Source organism: Aneurinibacillus soli (assembly GCF_002355375.1).
GTDB classification, from domain to species: Bacteria; Bacillota; Bacilli; order Aneurinibacillales; family Aneurinibacillaceae; genus Aneurinibacillus; species Aneurinibacillus soli.
Genome location: NZ_AP017312.1, coordinates 3870447 through 3890349 on the forward strand (window position 1 = coordinate 3870447; position 19903 = coordinate 3890349).

General features: G+C 37.1%; 16 protein-coding genes. 2 read left to right on the top strand and 14 right to left on the bottom strand.

The genetic code is table 11. From position 1 onward, the window contains the following. Positions 1-96: 96 nt before the first annotated feature. The 11 genes from CB4_RS19545 to CB4_RS19595 form a co-directional block, all read right to left on the bottom strand. On the bottom strand, positions 97-960 hold the full coding sequence (locus tag CB4_RS19545; RefSeq protein WP_096467373.1) for a hypothetical protein: 864 nt from the start codon (positions 958-960) through the stop codon (positions 97-99). A 68-nt stretch (positions 961-1028) separates the two neighbouring features. Continuing rightward, on the bottom strand, positions 1029-2234 hold the full coding sequence (locus CB4_RS19550) for a helix-turn-helix domain-containing protein (protein ID WP_096467374.1): 1206 nt from the start codon (positions 2232-2234) through the stop codon (positions 1029-1031). 29 nt (positions 2235-2263) lie between these two features. Further along, positions 2264-3007: a DUF5986 family protein gene (locus tag CB4_RS19555; RefSeq protein WP_096467375.1), complete on the bottom strand. Its 744-nt coding sequence runs from the start codon at positions 3005-3007 to the stop codon at positions 2264-2266. Positions 3008-3828: 821 nt separating this feature from the next. Beyond that, positions 3829-3993, bottom strand: a complete 165-nt coding sequence (locus tag CB4_RS21195; protein WP_157738076.1) for a hypothetical protein — start codon at positions 3991-3993, stop codon at positions 3829-3831. A gap of 205 nt (positions 3994-4198) precedes the next feature. After that, positions 4199-5638 carry a TnsD family Tn7-like transposition protein gene (locus CB4_RS19565; protein WP_331713201.1) on the bottom strand — a complete coding sequence of 480 codons (1440 nt, stop codon included), beginning with the start codon at positions 5636-5638 and terminating at the stop codon, positions 4199-4201. 65 nt (positions 5639-5703) lie between these two features. Continuing rightward, positions 5704-7206, bottom strand: a complete 1503-nt coding sequence (locus CB4_RS19570) for an ATP-binding protein (RefSeq protein WP_096467378.1) — start codon at positions 7204-7206, stop codon at positions 5704-5706. Next, a complete protein-coding gene (locus CB4_RS19575; protein ID WP_096467379.1) occupies positions 7196-9319 on the bottom strand; it encodes a DDE-type integrase/transposase/recombinase in 2124 nt (707 codons plus the stop codon). The genes CB4_RS19570 and CB4_RS19575 overlap by 11 nt, the downstream gene beginning before the upstream one ends. Before the next feature lie 17 nt (positions 9320-9336). Then, positions 9337-10104 (bottom strand): TnsA endonuclease N-terminal domain-containing protein, encoded by a 768-nt coding sequence (locus tag CB4_RS19580; protein WP_096467380.1) that lies wholly within the window; start codon positions 10102-10104, stop codon positions 9337-9339. Further along, on the bottom strand, positions 10094-10288 hold the full coding sequence (locus tag CB4_RS19585) for a recombinase family protein (protein WP_096467381.1): 195 nt from the start codon (positions 10286-10288) through the stop codon (positions 10094-10096). Before CB4_RS19585 ends, CB4_RS19580 begins: the two co-directional genes overlap by 11 nt. A gap of 683 nt (positions 10289-10971) precedes the next feature. Next, positions 10972-11466 (bottom strand): hypothetical protein, encoded by a 495-nt coding sequence (locus CB4_RS19590; protein WP_096467382.1) that lies wholly within the window; start codon positions 11464-11466, stop codon positions 10972-10974. 142 nt (positions 11467-11608) lie between these two features. Further along, positions 11609-11854, bottom strand: a complete 246-nt coding sequence (locus CB4_RS19595) for an HNH endonuclease (RefSeq protein WP_096467383.1) — start codon at positions 11852-11854, stop codon at positions 11609-11611. Positions 11855-12117: 263 nt separating this feature from the next. Between CB4_RS19595 and CB4_RS19600 the strand changes: the two genes are divergently transcribed. After that, positions 12118-12747 (top strand): recombinase family protein, encoded by a 630-nt coding sequence (locus CB4_RS19600; RefSeq protein ID WP_096467384.1) that lies wholly within the window; start codon positions 12118-12120, stop codon positions 12745-12747. 230 nt (positions 12748-12977) lie between these two features. Beyond that, positions 12978-13982: a S1 family peptidase gene (locus CB4_RS19605; protein ID WP_157738078.1), complete on the top strand. Its 1005-nt coding sequence runs from the start codon at positions 12978-12980 to the stop codon at positions 13980-13982. A 715-nt stretch (positions 13983-14697) separates the two neighbouring features. On the opposite strand, the gene CB4_RS19610 is transcribed toward CB4_RS19605, so the two are convergent. The 3 genes from CB4_RS19610 to CB4_RS21990 form a co-directional block, all read right to left on the bottom strand. After that, positions 14698-16146, bottom strand: a complete 1449-nt coding sequence (locus tag CB4_RS19610; RefSeq protein WP_096467386.1) for a YfjI family protein — start codon at positions 16144-16146, stop codon at positions 14698-14700. A 537-nt stretch (positions 16147-16683) separates the two neighbouring features. Further along, on the bottom strand, positions 16684-19599 hold the full coding sequence (locus CB4_RS19615) for a helicase-related protein (protein WP_331713177.1): 2916 nt from the start codon (positions 19597-19599) through the stop codon (positions 16684-16686). Continuing rightward, entirely contained in the window at positions 19482-19892 is a 411-nt protein-coding gene (locus tag CB4_RS21990; protein WP_331713178.1) for a hypothetical protein, read from the bottom strand. The genes CB4_RS19615 and CB4_RS21990 overlap by 118 nt, the downstream gene beginning before the upstream one ends. Positions 19893-19903: the final 11 nt, after the last annotated feature.

The following is a 19903-nucleotide window of genomic DNA, read 5'->3' on the forward strand; positions in this document are numbered from 1 at the left end:
ACTTGATTGGCTTGTATACATGCTATTAGCTGAATCTTTGGTTTGCGGTAATTTTCCGAAATATATATCAGCTGGGAAATCATTAAATATTACCTATTACATTACTTCTCGTACATTCAAAACTCGATCTTCTGAAACACTTTGTTCATCTATCATTCGAACAATAGGATTATCGTGTTCACTCCAGGATCGGCAATACTGATTACATAGATAATACAAACAGTGGCGTATAATACGGTATTGAGTCTGCTTAATGTTAAGTTTCTTCGATCCATCAAAAATGATCTCTCCAACATTAGCCTTAAAAGTGATAATAAACGGAGTCACTTCCTTACACAAATTCCTGATAGCTTGTTGTTCTCCTAATACCCTAAGCATATTGTCAACAATCTCAGGAAGATATCGAATATGTCGTACATCTCCGTTTTCGAAAATATCCCCGTTAAACAGAAAGCCATTAACACACTTATCTGGAGGACTAAAGCGATTCCCTTCCAAACGATTAATAATCATTTGTGCAGTAGGTGACTCGCTCCCATTCAGAAATGATCTCCAATCAATTAGATTACCTTTGAAAAATGTTATTAGCCTATCTTTTTCTTTGTAAAATGTTAATCCAATTTTTTCTAATCTATATTTTAGTTCGTTGTTTTCAGTCAATGCATCAAACAAATTGTAAAGTGGTTCTTTTTCTATAATCTGTTTTGAAGTTCTTGTCGTTAAATGAAACAATGTTATGAAATCAAAATTAGGTATAGTTGTCATATCAAGGTGGGTTATTTCAGAAAGAAAACTCAGAAAATGTGGGATACTTATTTCCGTTTGTGGTGGATACTTTTCTTTCAGTTTATTTAAGTTTCTTAGTATATAATATTGAATGAACTCTTTTTTCACTTTCAACAATTGCTCAAGAGAATCGTATATTGAATTTTGGTTTGATGTATCTATTATGACTTCCATTATTTATCCTTCCTAAGATCTTTACAATTTACAAGAAAAAGTCGATCAGATTGACCGACTGATAATAATTATGTGTAGTTGTTTGAACTCCTGAACTGTAATAAAACCTCTACGTTATCCTTTTTCTCCTCACTTAACGTACCTTTTTCAAGGTTTAGCAAATACTCCACAATCTCCTGTGTGAGCATTAAGCCGTCCGCTTCTATAATATCCCTTGGCTTCAAAACATTAGCCTTTAATAACATTTCCACTGCTTTTCTTATTAACATAGGTTGCGGAACATTTAAAACATCATCCAATGGCTCTTTTTTTCTCATATTTTTTTGATTCATTTTCTTCATCAAGTAAGTGTACTGATTATAATTTATTGCGTCCAAATGAAATGCTCTTACTATCATAGCTTGAATTGATACTTTCCATTTTTTCTTCAATTCTATATAGAAGTTTAGATTATTTGGGTAATGGAGATCTTTTAGGAAAGAATCTTTGGGCAATAAAAATGCCCCTGCAAATGAATCTGCCTGTTGCTCAATTAAGCGGTGCTCCTCAAGATAAATATCATTAAAATCAGTATTCCAGTTATGTAATAGCATATGGCCTAACTCATGAGCAGTATCAAATTGCCTTCTACATGCCGACTGTTTACCATCACCAAGAATAATCACATATCTCTCTCTATTATTTATCATTTGTCTCTGGCTAAAGGCATCAATTTTATGAGTGTCTGTAGCTAAAGATGTCATAACAACTCCATTTTTCTCCAATAAGAAAACGATATTAGTTATTGGATCTTCACCAATCCCCCAATATTTCCTCAAAGCCAATGCTATGTCTTCAATATCCTCACGTTCCAATAAATGTGGATTGTCCACTTTCTTGTCTGTAAGCTCAATCAAATCCTTAATGCTCGGTAAATTTACTGTAGGAAAATCAATGTATCTTTCGAGGAAATCACAGATCCTCGAAAAGTACCTTGTTTTTTCGATTTGAGACAAACGTTCTTTTTTTGATGTGGATACCAATGACCTAAAGAAAGTGTTTCCAACTTGAACTTCTTCAATTGAATCTGCTTCATAAAAATATTCTCTCGGGAGTTTAAGAACATACATAAGCTTCATAAGTGTTTCTAAGGTTGGTTTATTTTTACCATTCTCAAACTGAGAAATCGCTTGCTTTGAAACACCTGATTGTTCGGCTAAATCGGATATCGTAAACCCTGAAAATATTCTTGCTGACTTCAACCTGTTTTTATTAAAGGTATTTACGAAAACCATCACAAACCCCTCTTTAATAATTATTTATATTAATCTTCATCTTGATCCTTTTGCTTACGCTTAAGCTTAAGTAAATCACTGATAACCTGTTCGTGCATTTCATCCGATAGTTCTTCATACTGTGGTTCAACAGCAAATCCAACTGATTCATCTTCATTGTCGTAAGAAACAATATACTCACTCAGATCTTCTTCAAATATTGAAGGTAATGTTATTTCAGGGTTCAAAACCCTTGCCTTAACAGAAATCACTTTGCCTCGAACAACATCATATGTAATTAGCTGGGTAACTTCAACATCTATGCCTTTGATGACTTCCTCAACCTTTTGTTGGATTAGAAGCTCTTTGTGAGATCCAATACCTTCATCCAAGAATGCCAATTGTCCTATCGGCATGAGGGAGTCCTTAATCATCCAACGATTCCTGTAAGCATAAGCATATAAGTAGTGGACGGATACGTTCGAGTTATCTTTTTGCACCAATTGCTCTTGGAAGGTCGTCTCCCTTAATGGTACATACAAATGCTTATTCTCAACTGAATACATACGAATATGTTCATAACCATTTTCTTTGTAAGTGTCAATAATGTATTTATCTTTAAAATTCTCATACACAACTTGATTTACTTCGTCCGAGTTGGAGTTTCTGAATTTATTTTTAGTTATACCCTTGTCCGCATTCTTTTTCTCAGCATTAATTGCAGTACCGCTCATCAGACATTCAACTAACTTTCTCTTTTCTTCAAAACTCTGCAAGGCAAAATTAGTAGACAAGGATATCATCCCCTTCAACTTGTATATAAATTACATTACTATTTTTTTGTATTTTTGTCTAGTTGATTACCATATTTCTTAATAATGTCACACCATATTCCAACCTATACATCAATCATATAGTTCAAGAACAATTTGATATGATAAAGTAAATGGAGAATGCCCTCATGTCATTTAGTTAAGTAATCTACATGAATCGAGAAATGAATAATTTTATACTCTTTGAACGAATTGAGGTGATTACAAAATTGGAAAACAAGATTATTTCCCCCGAAAAATAAATGATGGGGAAGTATTTACTCTCTTCCCCATCTCAATCTGCACAGACAGATTCAATTCTTGAACGAACTCATATTCATCCTTTCTCAGTTCTTCCTTTAGATCGTCAGTGAATATTTTAAGGGGTTACAATTCCCCCCCTTCAGACAACTGTATATTTTCCCCGCAGTATTTACAAACCACGTCTCCTTACTTATCAATTTTCAGTTTAATTTCGTACCCATATTCATCTGAAGTATTAAATAATTTCTCTTTCTTTCAAGTCACGAATAGGCATATGTACAAAATAAATTTGGTTGTTCTTATCTAAGGAGAGTGCTTTCTCTGCACTCTTGATACCATAATAAAGCCATACTTTCCATTCAGAAGTTCCTACTAGAAGTTTCTTTACCGATTTGCGTGGAGACGAATCAATTTCCAACAACAGCTTATTCCATCAATCTCCTTCCAAACCACATCAATATATCCATTTCTTCGTTCTTCATATCCTTCAATCAAGAATTTTTTATCTCCAAGTACCCCATACTTATCTGCCAATTCAACTAATCCATTTTGTAAAGCATCATGAAACTTTCGCTTCTTTCCCCTAAACAATCCATCTTTTTTTCCATAAAAACTGTAATCATCTGTTTAACTAATTCCTGTATGTCTGCTATGATACTATCTATTTTCAATTCCTTTAGCTCTGTCAAATCAAATAATGACATCTAATCTACCTCGTTTTTTAAAACAAAGAGAAAATCTACCGTCTTATTCGTTAATATTTATCCTTATTTTTCCGAAATTTGATACAACAATTTTAACAACGTACTCCAATAACTGGAAAAATGGTCAAAAACATTCTTAACGGCTAAAAAGAAAGACAGTCCTTTTTTTAGCGAGGAACTGCCTTTATAACGCCAGATACTATTTTCATTTTTCTGATATGTATTGGATTAAAGACTTGATTTTCTTGTTTCCTCCTCCAAATCCTGCTTTCAACTGAATTTTATATACCGTAAGTCTTTCACCATTCTTATTCATTTCATCAATTGCCCATTTAATTTTTCGCACCCGATAACTTTCAATATCTTCAGTTACCTCTTTTAAATACTGTTGGGTTTTTACAAGATTATCATTTAAAAACCATCTCTTAACACCAATCGTTCTTCTTATATTACTCGGAACAATCCGTATTGGTTTTCCTTCTGTATGTAAAAGCTTTTCTACAGCTTTTTTTGCAAGTACTAAACACGTTTCATCTCTCTTCTCCCAGTCTACAGTTTCAGTTTTTTCCTTTCTTATTTTAGTCTTGGGAGTTACTTCATCATACCAATCCTTATCATGAGCGTATATCCACGTATGAAGACCTTTACCTAATCGCTTTAATTCACTTCGATTAGCTTCTGGATTAGCTTCAATCAATTTTAACCATTCTCTTCTTTTTTCTCCAATTGAATAGGAAGGCATACGATTTCCTACGACCGCTCGTTTACCAATTGCTGTATTACTCTCAAACAGTTCTTCTACGCCAATCTCCAAAAATTGCAGAAAGAGAATATGTCTCAGGGGACTTCTGTTCTTGTTGTTGTTTCTGACAAAGAGCCTTAGCCAGTTTGCTTCTTGTTTAACGTCTATACTACTTTGCATTAGCTCTAAATAGCCCGATGGATAAAAATACGAAAAGGCCTCTAACAGCTTAGCTATATACAAAGTACCGCCCTTAGATGCAAATCCCTTTTTCCTCAACTTATCAATGTAAAATTTTATAATAAAGGAAAGCTCCTTCCTCGCTTGATTACGAAACAATAAATATGAAGCATTCTCCATGTACTTCAAATTCAGTTCTCTGACTTGATTTGAATAAAAATCCTCTGTTAAATCAGCATTACATGTCTCCTCATCCGCACACAAAAAATCATTTCGGCTGTCTGTTATTACTACGTTGCTGTTTTTAAAAAGAACCTGATGCTTTGGACAGTACAAAGCCCCAGGAATTTGGGGAAGTCTTCTCCAATAACTTTCTCCCAATTTCTCCATATCTTCTTTAAAGCATAGAGGGCAATATTTTAAATAGTTATCCGACTTAACTTTGCTTCCGGCCATTCCAACCATCGTCTCAATCGATTTGCCATTTTCTTTAACCATACCATTAAACACCAAGTCTGATTTTTCGCGAGATAAGAAAGCTGTATAAAACGGATACATGGTATGATTTAAAATAACCTCCTGTACGGACAGCTTAGACGCAGGAGGAAGATTTGCTATGAATGCACTTAAGTTTTGTGGGAACAGAACTGATTTCCGTCCCATCCTATTATATATTTTGAATAAGTCCCATTCTAAAGCACGTTTACTAAGCATTCCGCACATTTGCTTATACCTGCAAACAATGCTAAACAACAATTCATCCTGATATATGAGAGGCAAGAAGTTTATCACTTTACAACACCTTCTTGCCAAATACGCATATTATCAATGTATCCCTTCTCCAACAAAATCTGATAAGCCGACCTCTCACTTTTACTTGCTTGTTTCAGTAAACTCCTTAAATCATCTTCACTGTAATCAATATTCTTAGCTTTGGATTCTTTGGGAACTATTGTTGTTTTTGGAATTCTAATTTGCTTTTGCTTTAATTCTTGTGCCACTTTATTGATTTTTTTCGCATTCGGAATGGAGTTATCTTTCTTTTGGGCCGTACCTTCGGATAGCTCTACTCTTCGCAAATCCTCATACTGAACCATTTTATATGGATTCTTCGATTTTATTGCTTCCAACATCGGCTTCATCAACTTGAACTGCTCTTTAGCAACCTTGTTGACCATATCAGCCGTAAATTCTTCTTTCCCACTGGAAATAGCCATCATCTGGACATTTACAAATAATTTAACGATTAAGTCCGAAACCCCTTGTGTTTCTTCATAAAACACTTTTATCAATTCTTCATTTAAAGGTGTAAACTTCTGATTCCACTGGTATTTCCATATGGACTCTAACAAGAAACGAAACTCTTTACCATTCTCCATGTTATTCCAAATGATTTCTCCGTTACCCGAAACTCGCCTTGCAATTCTAAACTCATTTTGAAAAATTGCATAGGACGCTGGCGTACCAATGAAAAGCACAGGTACACCAAATGAATTCATGAGCGTTACAAAATAGTTCATCATTTGCTGTACTCCACGATTCTGCAGATGTTGAATTTCATCAATGACAAGCATTCCTAAACCTATGTTGTGGGCAACTTGCCCCATCAAAGGCAACATGGCATCAGTAGAAAGATTTCGAGAGACATGTTTTTGAAAAGTATTTGTGCCAAGAAGTTCATCGACCTTCATGAAAAACTGCAAAGTCAACGCTTTCAGACTGGAATTGTGGGGTGTTTGCAAAGTTAAATGGGATAGCTGGATTTGATTAAAATGTTGATCATTGTAATGATTGTGCACAATGATTTGAGGAATATTACTAAGGATTCTATTTACGGTAGTGGTCTTGCCCATACCCGAATATCCGATAAGAGTTGCACAACTTGCGGTAGTCCGAAAATTCGATCTACTGTTTATATCGAAGGATCTGTTAATAATTCGTTTCCCTGTTTCGTTGATGTATCCCCTGTATTCCTTATCAAACGGATTTCTTGCTATATATCCCTGATATAACAACGAAAAAATTACGTTCCAAATGTCCACATGAATCGGCAAGGGTTGAAATAACTTGTACAATCTTTGAATCATATGAAGCCTATAGGAACCGTCCCAGTTACGTTCTTCTACGTTAAAAGAAATGGGTAACATTAAATTCTTAATAATGGTTTGTTTATTCATCAATGGAGGAAGGGTTTGTATAAATGGATTACTATTGTATTCTTCCAAAGGAAATTCATTATAGGAAGCCTCCGTTGCCTCCATTCCATTATCCATAAAAATCCTATTCATCATAGTCACTTTCCCCCCACTCTCTAAACATGGCAAATTCGTCTATTTCATCATTCAATTCATCAGAAAATTCCTTAAACACCGATTCTTCTTTTGCTTTCTTTCGTTGCAACATCCGCTCATTTCTCTGATTTTCCTTGATTCCTTTAATTCTCTGTGATTTGCTCTTGCTGTGGTCTTTTTCAGCTTCCGTTCTTTCTCTGGCTTCTTTTACAATGTTCTCTATCTCACTGTACAGTTTTATTTTTTCTTGCAGTTCCTTTTCTTTATTCTTACTGTCTATTTCCTGCTCATGCTTTTTAAGCTGTTCAATTTCATTCACCCCTTTATTCGAGTACATGGACAAGTGTTCTAAAAGACTAAATTTATGTAACTCTCCATTTTCATCAAACATAAGCAACTCCGACAAATCCATTGGGTTGTAGCAAATTTTAACCTTTTTACTGCCTTCGATTCGTGCCTTTTGAAACCATCCATTTTTCAAGGCATACTCTGAAGCAAAAAGTAACTTACGATAGGACAAACCTCTGGCAGTTAAAGTTGCATAGTCTGTGGGAAATAAGTGTGTTTTAATCACTTTTTCTGGTAGGATTCGTAATTGACCTTTTTTATATTTCAGTCCATGCTCCCAAATCTTGATTGGAATTTTTTCTACCTTTTTCTCAATCATCGTTTCATCTAAAACATATTCATTCAACACATGATGATTATTGTGAAATAAAATGCACTTGATTACGATTTTTGTAAATTCATCAAGCGATAACGTGCCCTTCAGACGATAATCATATTCGCCACGCTCTTTTCCTTTCTTGTTCCCGTTAACTACCACACCGTCTGCGAAGGGCTTTACCTTCAAATTAAGTATATTGAAGCTGGATTCTATGATTCCCTTAAAATCTGCATGATAAGGGGGTGTTTGCTGTATAGTTATCCCTAAGTTCTCGATTGCATTTTCAATCTGACTACTAACAAGTTCCCCTCGGTCTGTAAGGATGCGTTGAGGAACACAGAACGGGAATTCCTCATCTGTAATGTCCATTCCATATTTTCTGCACAGCCCCACCTTTGATGTCATGCTATTCGCAAGAGCTACCATTGCACCAGAGTACGAGTTAAGCGATTCAAAACCTATGTTAAATCCCAGTATTACACGTGAGTATATATCTACTACTAGGAACAATATTGGTCTTCCAACGATAAGATCTCGATTGAATGAAGAGACCAAGTAAATATCAAACATCGTACTATCAATTTGGAAAAGTGTTCCTGGCCCTGTTCCAGCATCTTGAGTGGAATTCCCTATGATCGCTCGATAATTCTGCTGATACACTCTTGTACCATTTCTACTGATTATTTGTTTGGTACTATTGTTTGTCTTCCTGAACCAGTAAAGAAACTGTTCATAGGTCGGCAGTTTCTTCATCTCAACTAAAATAGGTATTCTAACTCCGCTTTCTTCTACTGTTTCCGTTGTAAAATAGTCCCGCAAGATTAATTCATAAGTTGTTTTCAAACTATTTTTTCGATGATTGTAATAGTAACGATTCAATCCTACTTTAAAAAATTTTTTAATGTTGTCGTCAATATTTACACCTACATTTTCATTCTTTTGACGTGGGCGACCACGCTTTTTCTCTCCTACCTTTCGTTCTTTCCCTCTCGCACCACATCTAAAATAATTGGGTAACAAACCACTTTTGATTTTACCTCCTTTTAAATATTTGATAAGGTATTTCTTTAACCCGTTGTAACTAATATTAAAAGTTTCCATTGTTTTTTTTATAGCTGTTTGACGAAATTTACTGATATACATATGTTCTTCATTTACCAAGTTGCTTTTGAAAAATGATACAATCTCCCAGGAATGATCTCGTTTCATTTTCTCAATATTATTTAGCTCTTCTTCGGGAACAGCTCGACTATAAATATCCTCTTCTACTACAATGATTTCTCGATTTTTATGAAGGATCAAAAAGTCTGCTCTGGTAACGGGGTAGGGCCACCTACTACTGTCCATATCGATGATATATATAATAGAAGTAACTGGATTGATAAATAAAATCCGTATTACTTTTCCATTCCCATACTTAAACAACATGTTTTCTACCAGTTTCACAACGCCCCCCCTTTTTGTTATAAAAGAATATCTTTAACCTTGTGACCCAAATTGATTTTTTCACTCATGTTAACTGTAAGCTTTTTCTTTGCGATTAAATATCGAAAGAGATACAACCCTGTTCCAGTAGCTATCCCTTCTACTTGGTCAAAGCTTTTTACTACATCCTTTACCTGCTTGTCCATATTTTTCAATAGGTGTGTATGCAAGATATCCGATAATGGCTCTTTACCTGTTTCACTATCCTCCAACAAAGTCTCTCTAACCCATTGCAGGTTATTGGCCACTTGTTTCGGTAATTGTTTATCCGTAATCACCTTCCAATTAACCCCTTTTACTTCCCAGTATCTCCGTTCTATCTCCAGTTTTTCAAACGTAATTCTTTTATCTAACTTGGATGAGTTTTTTATTGTTCTTGCGACATGTATTTCATTTCCATCCGCATCTATTACCGTTAAAACAAAGTTCGTACAGATGACCAGTTGCTCTCCCGTTTCTTTATCACAAAATTTATCAAAACGTAGATTTTCTTTATGATCGATTACTTCCATGACATCGAGAAGTGGGTAGCTTTCTCGAATATCAATCACGTTGTCATTAAACTCGAAAGTTAAGAAGGCACGCAACTGATTATCAGAATGTAGGTGATGAATCCGTCCCGTTTTTATTCCCATTATTCTTGTTGCTCTTCCCTTACTGGAAAAGTCGTGAATTTTCGTCCAGGGAACATAGTCTTTCCCCGTTCCCTGCCCTCTTCCTTCCTTTATATATCGTTTAAATCCCATCTTCTTCTCCACGCATTCTATTTCCCTTCAACAAGGCTTGGACTTTTCCAAAAACTATTTTATTTACCAATGGTGTATGACTCCCCTCGATAATTACATCGCCGTGCCTCAACACACCCTTATAAAAATCATTCTTCAAGATAGTCGGCATAGCACATTCTTTTATTGCTGTTGTTCCTATCACTCTACACCTTTCTCACCCTATTCCATCATTTTTATCGCTAGCTTTCTTGCCAATTTCTTAATACAACTGGCCCGTTCTTACCTTATCCATTCTAGGTGTGTATTACTATCATACGGCCTACATGTTTTCGTATCTAGCATCTTGAAAGTTGTACACCTTTTCCATTGCTATTCATTTTAGATACAGTACGATCTTGGAACGAAAAAAATTTTTTTCAAATGTTCAAATGTATACATTTTATTTGAGAAACTCTTGTTCTGTTTTTACAAAAAAGGGATGTATAAATAAAAAACAGGAGGGAGTAAATAGAGATGAATGTAAGAATCAAAGATTGGTTGGAGTTAACCATGTCTGAGAGAGTGTGGATTCTGATTCAAATTTCCGAAATGCAAGAGCGGAAAAGAGGGCTATAATTGAAAATGAATAAAATTCATATTTTTGATTAAAAGTTCGTAATCTCATCTTTTTACAGGGGTTCCAAAAGAAACTCTGTCATTATTCAATTTTGAACAATCATATGGAATTTATTATGTAAACACAGTATAATAAACGTAAGAAAAATAGACCTCCCGTCGTCGCCATTTGCTAAACTCACGGGAGGTTTTTTTATTTTTTTGGACGTATGACCATATTTTTAATCAAACGATTCGCTATATTCACTTTTTCACACGATCGTATAGGAACTATCTTAGCCCGTACAGATACAAAACGCTACCCCATCCTGGCTCTATTCCGAGACTGACATCTTCTTTGCGCAATCCATAGTCAACTATCATCTCCAGCATATATAGTGCGTGAAAAAATGCCTCAACAATCGGGCGTGTTTCTTCTTCCCAACGGCAGTTCATGTCATGAGTAAATTTCTTTCCAGTTCCTGACTCCATAATCCGCATGAAGTTTGCATTCAATTCCTGGGAATCACCGTCCCATTGGATCAGAGATCGAAAAAAATCAATAAGTTGCTCAGTGTATTTTTGCATGCCAAAATATACCTTTGCACTCGTGCGATAATAGCGATAGACACCATCGTCTCGAACTCTTTTTCCTTTTTCGTAGAGAGATATGATTTCACTTTTTCGTTTTTGGATACCTTGAAGTAATTTTCCCTCTTTTTCCATTTTCGCTCTTAAAATGGGGTTTTTGGGATACTTATTGTCTTCCGAATAATTCTCGTGCATATCCCCACTTCTTTCCTATATATTTTCTTCAGTTGGTATGTGATCTTCCTAATAAGTTCCGCTTCATTCTTCTATGAAAAATCTTACAATCCCCCCTTATAAATAAGCAAATCTGGTGTTTGGTTAAACTCTGATGTTAATTTTACATGTAATACCTGATCGTCAGCGTTGCACCTTTCCCTTTCAGTGGTGCTTTTAGAATTTCATCACGGTCTTTTTTCATGGATTGCATCACTGCACAACAGGTTGCCATTCTGTGATTTGAAGAAGGGTAGCCTCCAACCTGACGGTGAACATCTCCTGAGGTGATGTCTACATATTGGTATCCCTTCTCTTTTCCTTCATCTAATAGCCTTTGTATTTCCGCCATGAATTTTTCAGCTGTCATAATGAATCTCTCCATTTCGTGATAATACCTTTAATACTATTCATTTTTGGAAATTTTATCAAGTTATTAGAAAGGTGTGACTTAGGTGGTGTGATTCAACACACATTCCTTAAAGGTATACCTTTAAGGATATTAAAAACTGGTAGACTTCAATGTTGTTAAAGGTTTAAAAACATTTTAAAAAACGTTTATTAAATAACACACACATTTACAAACACTTTAGGTATAATTCGATTAAAGACTAATACATGGAGTGTTTGTAAATGAATCAGAAAATCTTTGCATACATAAGAGTTAGTGCCAAAGACCAGAACGAAGACAGGCAGTTAAAAGAAATGTTAGATATAAGTATTAGTGAAAGGGATATATTCATAGATAAAGAAAGTGGTAAAGATTTTAATAGACCGCAGTACCAAGCGTTGAAGCAGTGCTTACGTGAAGGTGATCTTCTTTATATCAAGTCGATCGATCGTTTTGGGCGGAATAGCAAAGAGATTAAACGAGAATGGGAGTACATAACGCAAGAAATTAGAGCAGACATAAAAGTACTGGATATGCCATTGCTTGATACAACTCAACACAAAGACACACTAGGAACATTTGTAAGTGAATTAGTTCTGCAAGTTTTATCCTTTGTAGCTGAGAAAGAGCGAGAGAACATCAAACAACGCCAAGCGGAAGGAATAGCCATTGCAAAAGCCAAAGGTAAACATTTAGGCAGACCACAAATGAATGTGCATACATTAAGCAAAGAACAACAGCAAACATTAGAACAGAACTATCAGGCATGGAAGGATAAACAGATAACAGGTGTACAATTCATGGAGAAGCTAGAAATCAAGAAAAATACATTCTACAAAATCGTAAAGGAATATGAGAAGTCACTATCATAGGCGACTTTTTCTATCTAAACTCAGTAAAAATTTGCGCAATTCTAGAATAGTCTACTCAGTGAAGGAGAAATCCCGATATTCATTTAACAGACTCATAAACTGGAATTAATACCCACTACATGACCCATTTTTACACGTATCTCGGCTGAACGGTTTTTTAATAGACTTACATACTCTGCTTTAATAGAATTACGATAGGGGAGATAATCTTTGAAGGGATGGTAGTTTATATGGGTGAAAGGTATAGTATTCTCAAGCCTTTAACAATGGAACTTGCTGAAGTACTAACAGTAGAAATCTTAGGGTTCTTTGCTCCTTTGAATGCTCAAAAAATGGGAAAGTTATTAGGGAAGCAAGTTAATGAAGAAGTGCTTACTCCGTTATCGGTTAATGACTTTTTTAAATACATGGAGACGCAAAAGGGAATCCTAGATATTAGAAGATACCAACAAAACGTCCTACAACTAATAAAAAGACTGGAGCAAGGAAATTTCTTGTGTTCTGCTGGGGTGGAAAATGGTTTTACGCTAGGAGGGGAAAAGTGTTACTACTTTACTAGAGAACTATCAAACCTTCAACAGAAGAACCTATTATGGTTGGGTGAGTGTTTAGGATTAGAATTTATCCTTCATAAGACAAAGAACTTTGTTATTCCGATAGCTGGGGAAGAACCTACCGGGAAAATAGGAATCGGTACAGGTACTTTAATTAACAGCGATACTATACTAACGTGTAGTCACGTCCTGAATGACATGAAGGTTGATAAAACTGTTAATATTGGTGGTAGAAAAATTGAAATTGCATATCACAAATCACATGATAAAGTTGACGTGGGTATTGTTAAGCTAACTGAAAAGGTGAATTTAGGGTTTCAACTTATTTTTGGTGATGCAATGTTGCTAGATGAAATACTTACTATGGGGTATCCTCCAGTACCAATGACAAGAGACTGCTACCTTATTTCACAAAAGGGGGAAGTAAACTCATTGGTGCAGAACTACGATGGAATCGAGCATTTTATTTACTCATCAATTACAAGACCAGGAAATAGTGGCGGCCCAATATTCACAAACAAAGGACATATAGTAGGTATTACTTCGCAACACGTTGAGAGGGAATCCGATAAGGAAAAGAATGTGGTACCATTCTTTCAAGGCATCACATCTAATCAAGTAATACAGGCCATACATGAGATAGACCAAAGCATTGAAATAGCATACGAAGATTACAACTAGGTGGGGGCTAAAGAGCAACCGTAAAAAGCCTGTGGTATACCCCTGAGTTACAATGAAATGACGCTTGTGGACAAACAGAAGAAGAATCGCATTCTTGTTACCTAGCTAAGCTCATAGTAATGAAAACGCGACCTTTAGGATAGGAGCATCTTTAATTAAACCTCTATACTAATACCCAACTACCTAATCAAAACCTCGAATCCTTTGATCCAATCCCAGAGAACAATTTTATTATCACAGGGGGGCATTAGGGTAACCAAAGGGAATCAACGGATACTACGCTTTTCCCTTATATATTCTATGATCAGAAGCAGGCAGGGGTAAAAGGGGAAGACCTCTTACTTTAGAAAGAATACCGATTTATAATCGCAGAACTTACTGTGGACTATCCCTTATACAATTAAAAAACTGCATGGGGGAGCATGAGGTTTGCTACAAGATTGATATGTATAACCGTAAACTCTTCATGCTCCATCCTATGTTTTGCTTATACAGAGCAATGAAGCCTTGATTTATACCGCATGCTTTGTATAAAAGCAAAATCTTGGGCTACACCCTGGATTTGGACATCAGTCTTCTTTTCTATACAACATAATAGACTATGTATTACTATCTTAGGTTTTGGGAGAGAGAAAACCTCTCCCATCACTAATAGAGTACCTATTTCCCCTATACCAAGAAAAATCCAGGAATGACGAGCGTTTAGCATCGTATCCTACAAAGATACGGTATTCCCCTTATTCCCCTGCGATGGGTGTGAAGTATCAAGCAAAACAAACGGGTTGACCAGATAGGTTAGTCCCTTGTCATTTCCAGAGTTAACCTTAGGTTTAATATACATATGCTCCTCCAAGGTACGAAGAACGGATTTTAAAGTGTTTGCATTCTTGCACCGCTTCTTGGTTGCTTGCCAAATATCCTGATACTTAACTTCTTCTCCTTTACCACGAATAGACTTTAAAACGTACTGAGCATCCTCAATGCTTTGATCCGTTCCCATGGCATCAAAGGCAATCTTGGCCTGCTGGATAAAATACTCCGAGAATTGAATAGCTTTCTCTACAGTTGCCAGTGCGATCTCCTGGGGAACCCCGCCAGTGTTTTCCGCAACATGTAAAAGGCCAGCAATTCGGTAGATCACGCCCACATGTTTGTTGCCCCACTCCACGATTGGTGCAAGCTCTCCTCTTTCCGGGGCAAGCTTCTTTTCGATTGATGTTTTAAAGCGAATCATCCTCTCATCCGCTTCTCGGCTTAAAGTTAAAACTTTAGGATGATCAGGGACAGGTTGAGCAAGCAATTGCTGTATCAGTCTTTCATACTGCTCCTTTACCTTCTGTTCAATGAGTCGCGGTCTTGGATTTCTAAATCCCACAAACGAATTAGGAAACGTAAAAAGGAATCGAGCCAGTAGCCCTCTTTGTTGGTAGATTTTATTTTTAGCCAAGTTTTTTATTACCTCAGGCTGAACAGTGATGCCTAAGGTTAGTAACGGAGAACGTAAAATTTCTGTACGGGTCATTCGATCAACGACGCAATATTCACCAGAATATGCCTTCAAAAACACCGTAAAGTGTGAGCTTTTGTCATTCGAATAACGACCTGCTATATTCTCAAACACATCACCTTCAGGAGAGAATATCCCAAGCCGTTCTTGATTTTCGAGTAAGATTCCGACTAACTTTTCCACTGTTACATCATCCGCAGTCAGACGTGGCGGATTAAGTGGAGAGACCGCCTTCTCCCCAACTTGTGTTTGTTTCGACTCTCTCCAGTCCTGTTGCAACATTTGTTCATATTCATATACTGGAGAAAGGAGATGACGAAAAACTGGACTCTTTCCTGTTCCAGAAGGTGAAGCAATGAGCACGAATAAATTCAGCGGTTCCATCCACTGCCCATACGGGTTTACGACATATTTTTTGGCTACTGCTAGCGCTAGAACGGCTAAAGACAGCATCCCTCCTATATGTGTGACAGTTTGGGTTTCTTCTGCCACCTGTGTAATATAGTCGCCGATAACCGGTGGCAGAAGTTCAATAGGAAATGGGCCTGTTTTTTGCTGACCAAACACTGTTAACGGAATAGGCTCACTCCATCCATCAAATTTTTGTTGTAGATCTGCAGAGTTATTTTTGAGGAACATCGTTTGTTTATTTTCCATGGCTTGTTACTCCTTTATACTTTTTATAATGAATTCATACATTTGAACTGATAATGAATGCAAAATATCTATATACTTTGATCTCGTATCCGGTCTGAGCATACTTCCTCCTTCATAGTGTTAAAAATAATAGAAAAACGGCAATACCAAATAGCATTCTGCATCTCCATATGCTCACTTTCCTTTCCATCTGTCCTTAGGTTGTAAATAAAAACAGCCAACCGTTCCCAGGAAGGAGACAGTCAGCTGTTTAAAAACCTATTCTTTTTTGCAAACACAAAGAGGCCAAGTGTATAGTTTGTACACCATACGCTTGACCTCGTATTTCTATATTCACATTTTTCACGATAACAATTCTTCCAAATAAGGGTAATTATTTCCCTCAATTACAATATACCAAAGCATTCATTCTTTGTACATAACATCTTAGAAAAAATTAAGTGTTTTTTGCAAAAGTGGTCTGGTACGCTGATTTTTTATTTTGCCATCTTACTTGACTTATAAAAGGATAAATCCAGAGAACATCTCTGAATGATGTTAATTTACAAACAAAGATTGGGTACTGGAAATCTCTTGTACAATTTGCCCATTCTTAATCACATATAAAACAGTTCTATCTAGCACATCTCCCAAATCTTTCTTTTGAACTGAAGATAGCTCAAATGCTGGATTATCCGTCAAAATCATAAACCGACCTTCCCCTTCATATGTCTCGCTATAAAAATCAACAAGCCCAAAAGCCGGAAAGACCTGTAGTTTCGTCCGTCCATTCAATGCTTCATACTGCTGTACCACATTCGCCCATTCCTCTGGAAAAAGCCTGTTCATCTGCTGTCCGTTAGGTACAATTCCTATTTGCAAACACCGATGGGTCGGTCGTAATGTAATACTTCGCTCCCGCTCAATCTCTAGCATTCGTTCTTCACTACGCTCCTCAATCTCTATCAACTGAGCATTCATTTGGTTAATTAAAGCACTGTTGCGGTTCTCTTCATTCATAGATTGATATTCCGTCAGCTTACGCACGGTATCCTGATACTGCGCCTCAAAGGTACGCTGTAGAAATTGACTCTTTTTATTCAGTTGCTGTTCCCGTTTTTGCTTTACAAGTAACAAACGCTTTTGCGCCTCACGAATCGCCTGCGCCCGGAATGCACTATTTTCTATCAAGGGTTGTACAGTGCATTCACCCTGCCATTGATTTTGAAAAATCCAGTATGGGGAAAAGCAAGTAAAGGAACCGTCCTCTTTTTGAGCAATGTACATCAATTCCCTAGCCAGTTCACGCCCTGTTCCATCAGTAACACTCATTTCATGCACTTCTACCAGTAACGGAGAAGAAACAGGGAAGGAAAGCTGAATACGATCTAAAGCTACTTTTTGCATTAACTGCTCAGCAAATGCCATAGATAATTGAAATAAAGGATGATCATTTATCAGCAGTTCAACTGCATCACTTTCTTTATCCACATTTCCAGTGAAACGAAGTGACGCTTCTTTTGTAGACAAACGAATACTATGCTTGCGGGCAAATTCACGTACCGATTTTGGCAATCGTTCTATGCGAAACGTATCATTCGCTTCATGCACTTTTACCCGATTATTGGCTAACACTTCTCTGGAAAACTCGGCATACGCACGTACCGGTATACTCGTCACAGAAAGCATATATCGTTCGCGCTTCATACCCGGCAAATCGACAGTTTGTTCGTCCATCTTTTCTTGCGCGGCAATTTGTAATAACCGCTTATGCTCTTCAGATATTGTTTTTTCCAATCCATCAATGATTTCATCCAAGCGTTCCCGATTCATAATCGCTTCTTGCATTAAATGTTCAAGGCTTACATACTGATCTTCAATAACCTCACCCATGAAATCATAGACTAGATCACTTCCGAGGTCTTCACGCATTTGTTCCATTTTATTAAGCAGGCGATACATCACTTCACCCTCGCGTGTATCAACAGCAACAAGATTAAAAACGAATGTTTCATTCTTCTGGCCGATTCGGTGAATCCGTCCCATTCGCTGTTCTAGCTTATTTGGATTCCACGGAATATCATAGTTCACCATCTGGTTACAAAACTGCAGATTTATTGATTCGCCCCCGGCATCTGTTGCCAACATAATGGAACATTCACTCTTAAACAACTCAACCTGACGCCGACGTTCGTCCATCGAATAATACCCTACGATTTTTGCAAGCTTCGGTACTCGTTCTAACAACCGTTTTTCTAGGTAATGCAACGTATCGGCGAACTCAGTAAAAATCAGAATCTTTTCGCCGTTTTTTAGTAGACCATTCTCTCCAAAGATGGTTTGTTCCAGCTCTACGTATTTTCGCTCCGCCGTATTCTCGTGTAAATACTTGCTCTTCTCCACCAAATTTTCTAACACAAATATCTCTGCCTGCAACTCTTCAACATTTACTGAAGTGGTCACAGCCTCAAGTTTATCCTCCAGATCTTGCTGTACCTCAGTCGTCTCTTCTTCGTATGCGGTTATATCAATTGTGTTTATTTCTCTTAGGACTGCCTCTCGCTCTTCCAGCGATTGTTCTAATAGTGCTCGAAGCTTTTCATAACGACGCTTGAGTGAAAAATGAACAGCTTCAACCGAGGAGCTGAGACGACGTTGAAGAACCATCATGGCAAATGTGATGTTACGGTTTCCACTCTGCTCTCCCCGGTTAAAATGTTCGCGCACATAGGCCGTTACCTCTTCGTATAGCTCTTTTTCCAATCGAGACATATTGAAAGCAACGGTTTGCGTGGTTCGTTTCGGAAATAATGGTGTATTGTCGAAGGTTACCATACTTTCCTTCAACCGCCGGATGATAAACGGATTACTTTTTTCTCGAAGCGTTTCACCGGCTCCCACCTGTGAAAAGATGTCCTCATCAATCAATTGCATAAGATGACGGAAATTCTCTATATCCCCTTTATGAGGTGTAGCCGTTAGTAATAGTCGATGATTTGCATGACGCAATAATGCTTCTCCTAATTGATACAGTCTGGTTCGCTTCGTTTTTTTCTTTTTTACTCCGTGAGTGTACGCGGCCATTTTGTGAGCTTCATCTACAATAATCAAATCAAAATTAGCTTCCAATACATAGCTTTTTACATCATCCCTTGCCGCCCAATATACAGAAGCCAGGCATAATGAGTGTTCGAGAAATGGATTACGTCCTCCGTTTTCCCGTAGGGTAGCCCTGGTGATAATCTTAAATTCTTCTCCGAACTTTTGCTCTAATTCTTCCTGCCACTGATACAATACAAGCGGTGGAGTCAATATAAGGATGCGTTCTGCCCCTTTCCGGGCGCGCAACTCTCGAATTAACATACCAGACATAATCGTCTTTCCTGCCCCTGGGTCATCAGCAAGAAGAAACCGAACTCTCGGGGACTGAAGCATCCGATCATAAACTGCCTCAATCTGATGTGGCAATGGCATAATTTTTTATTACCAAGCGCCCGAGCGTCCGAAAATTTCCGATCAATATCCATGGCATAAAAGTGAAGAATCCGCTGAGCTTCAGATGCCTGTATGGTTTCACTTTCTGCTTGTACACTCAATCTCTCTACTATTTCAACCTGAAATGGCTCCAGTAGGTTTTGGTAATAGGTCTGGGTGGAACGGCCTAAAGCCTCGATTTCAAAAAACACTCCATCAATCGACTCACACTTTTTTATCTCAACCGTCTCTGGCCAATGCGGGCCACGTACGATTTCCCCTACAGATAGCATGCCTTTCCTCC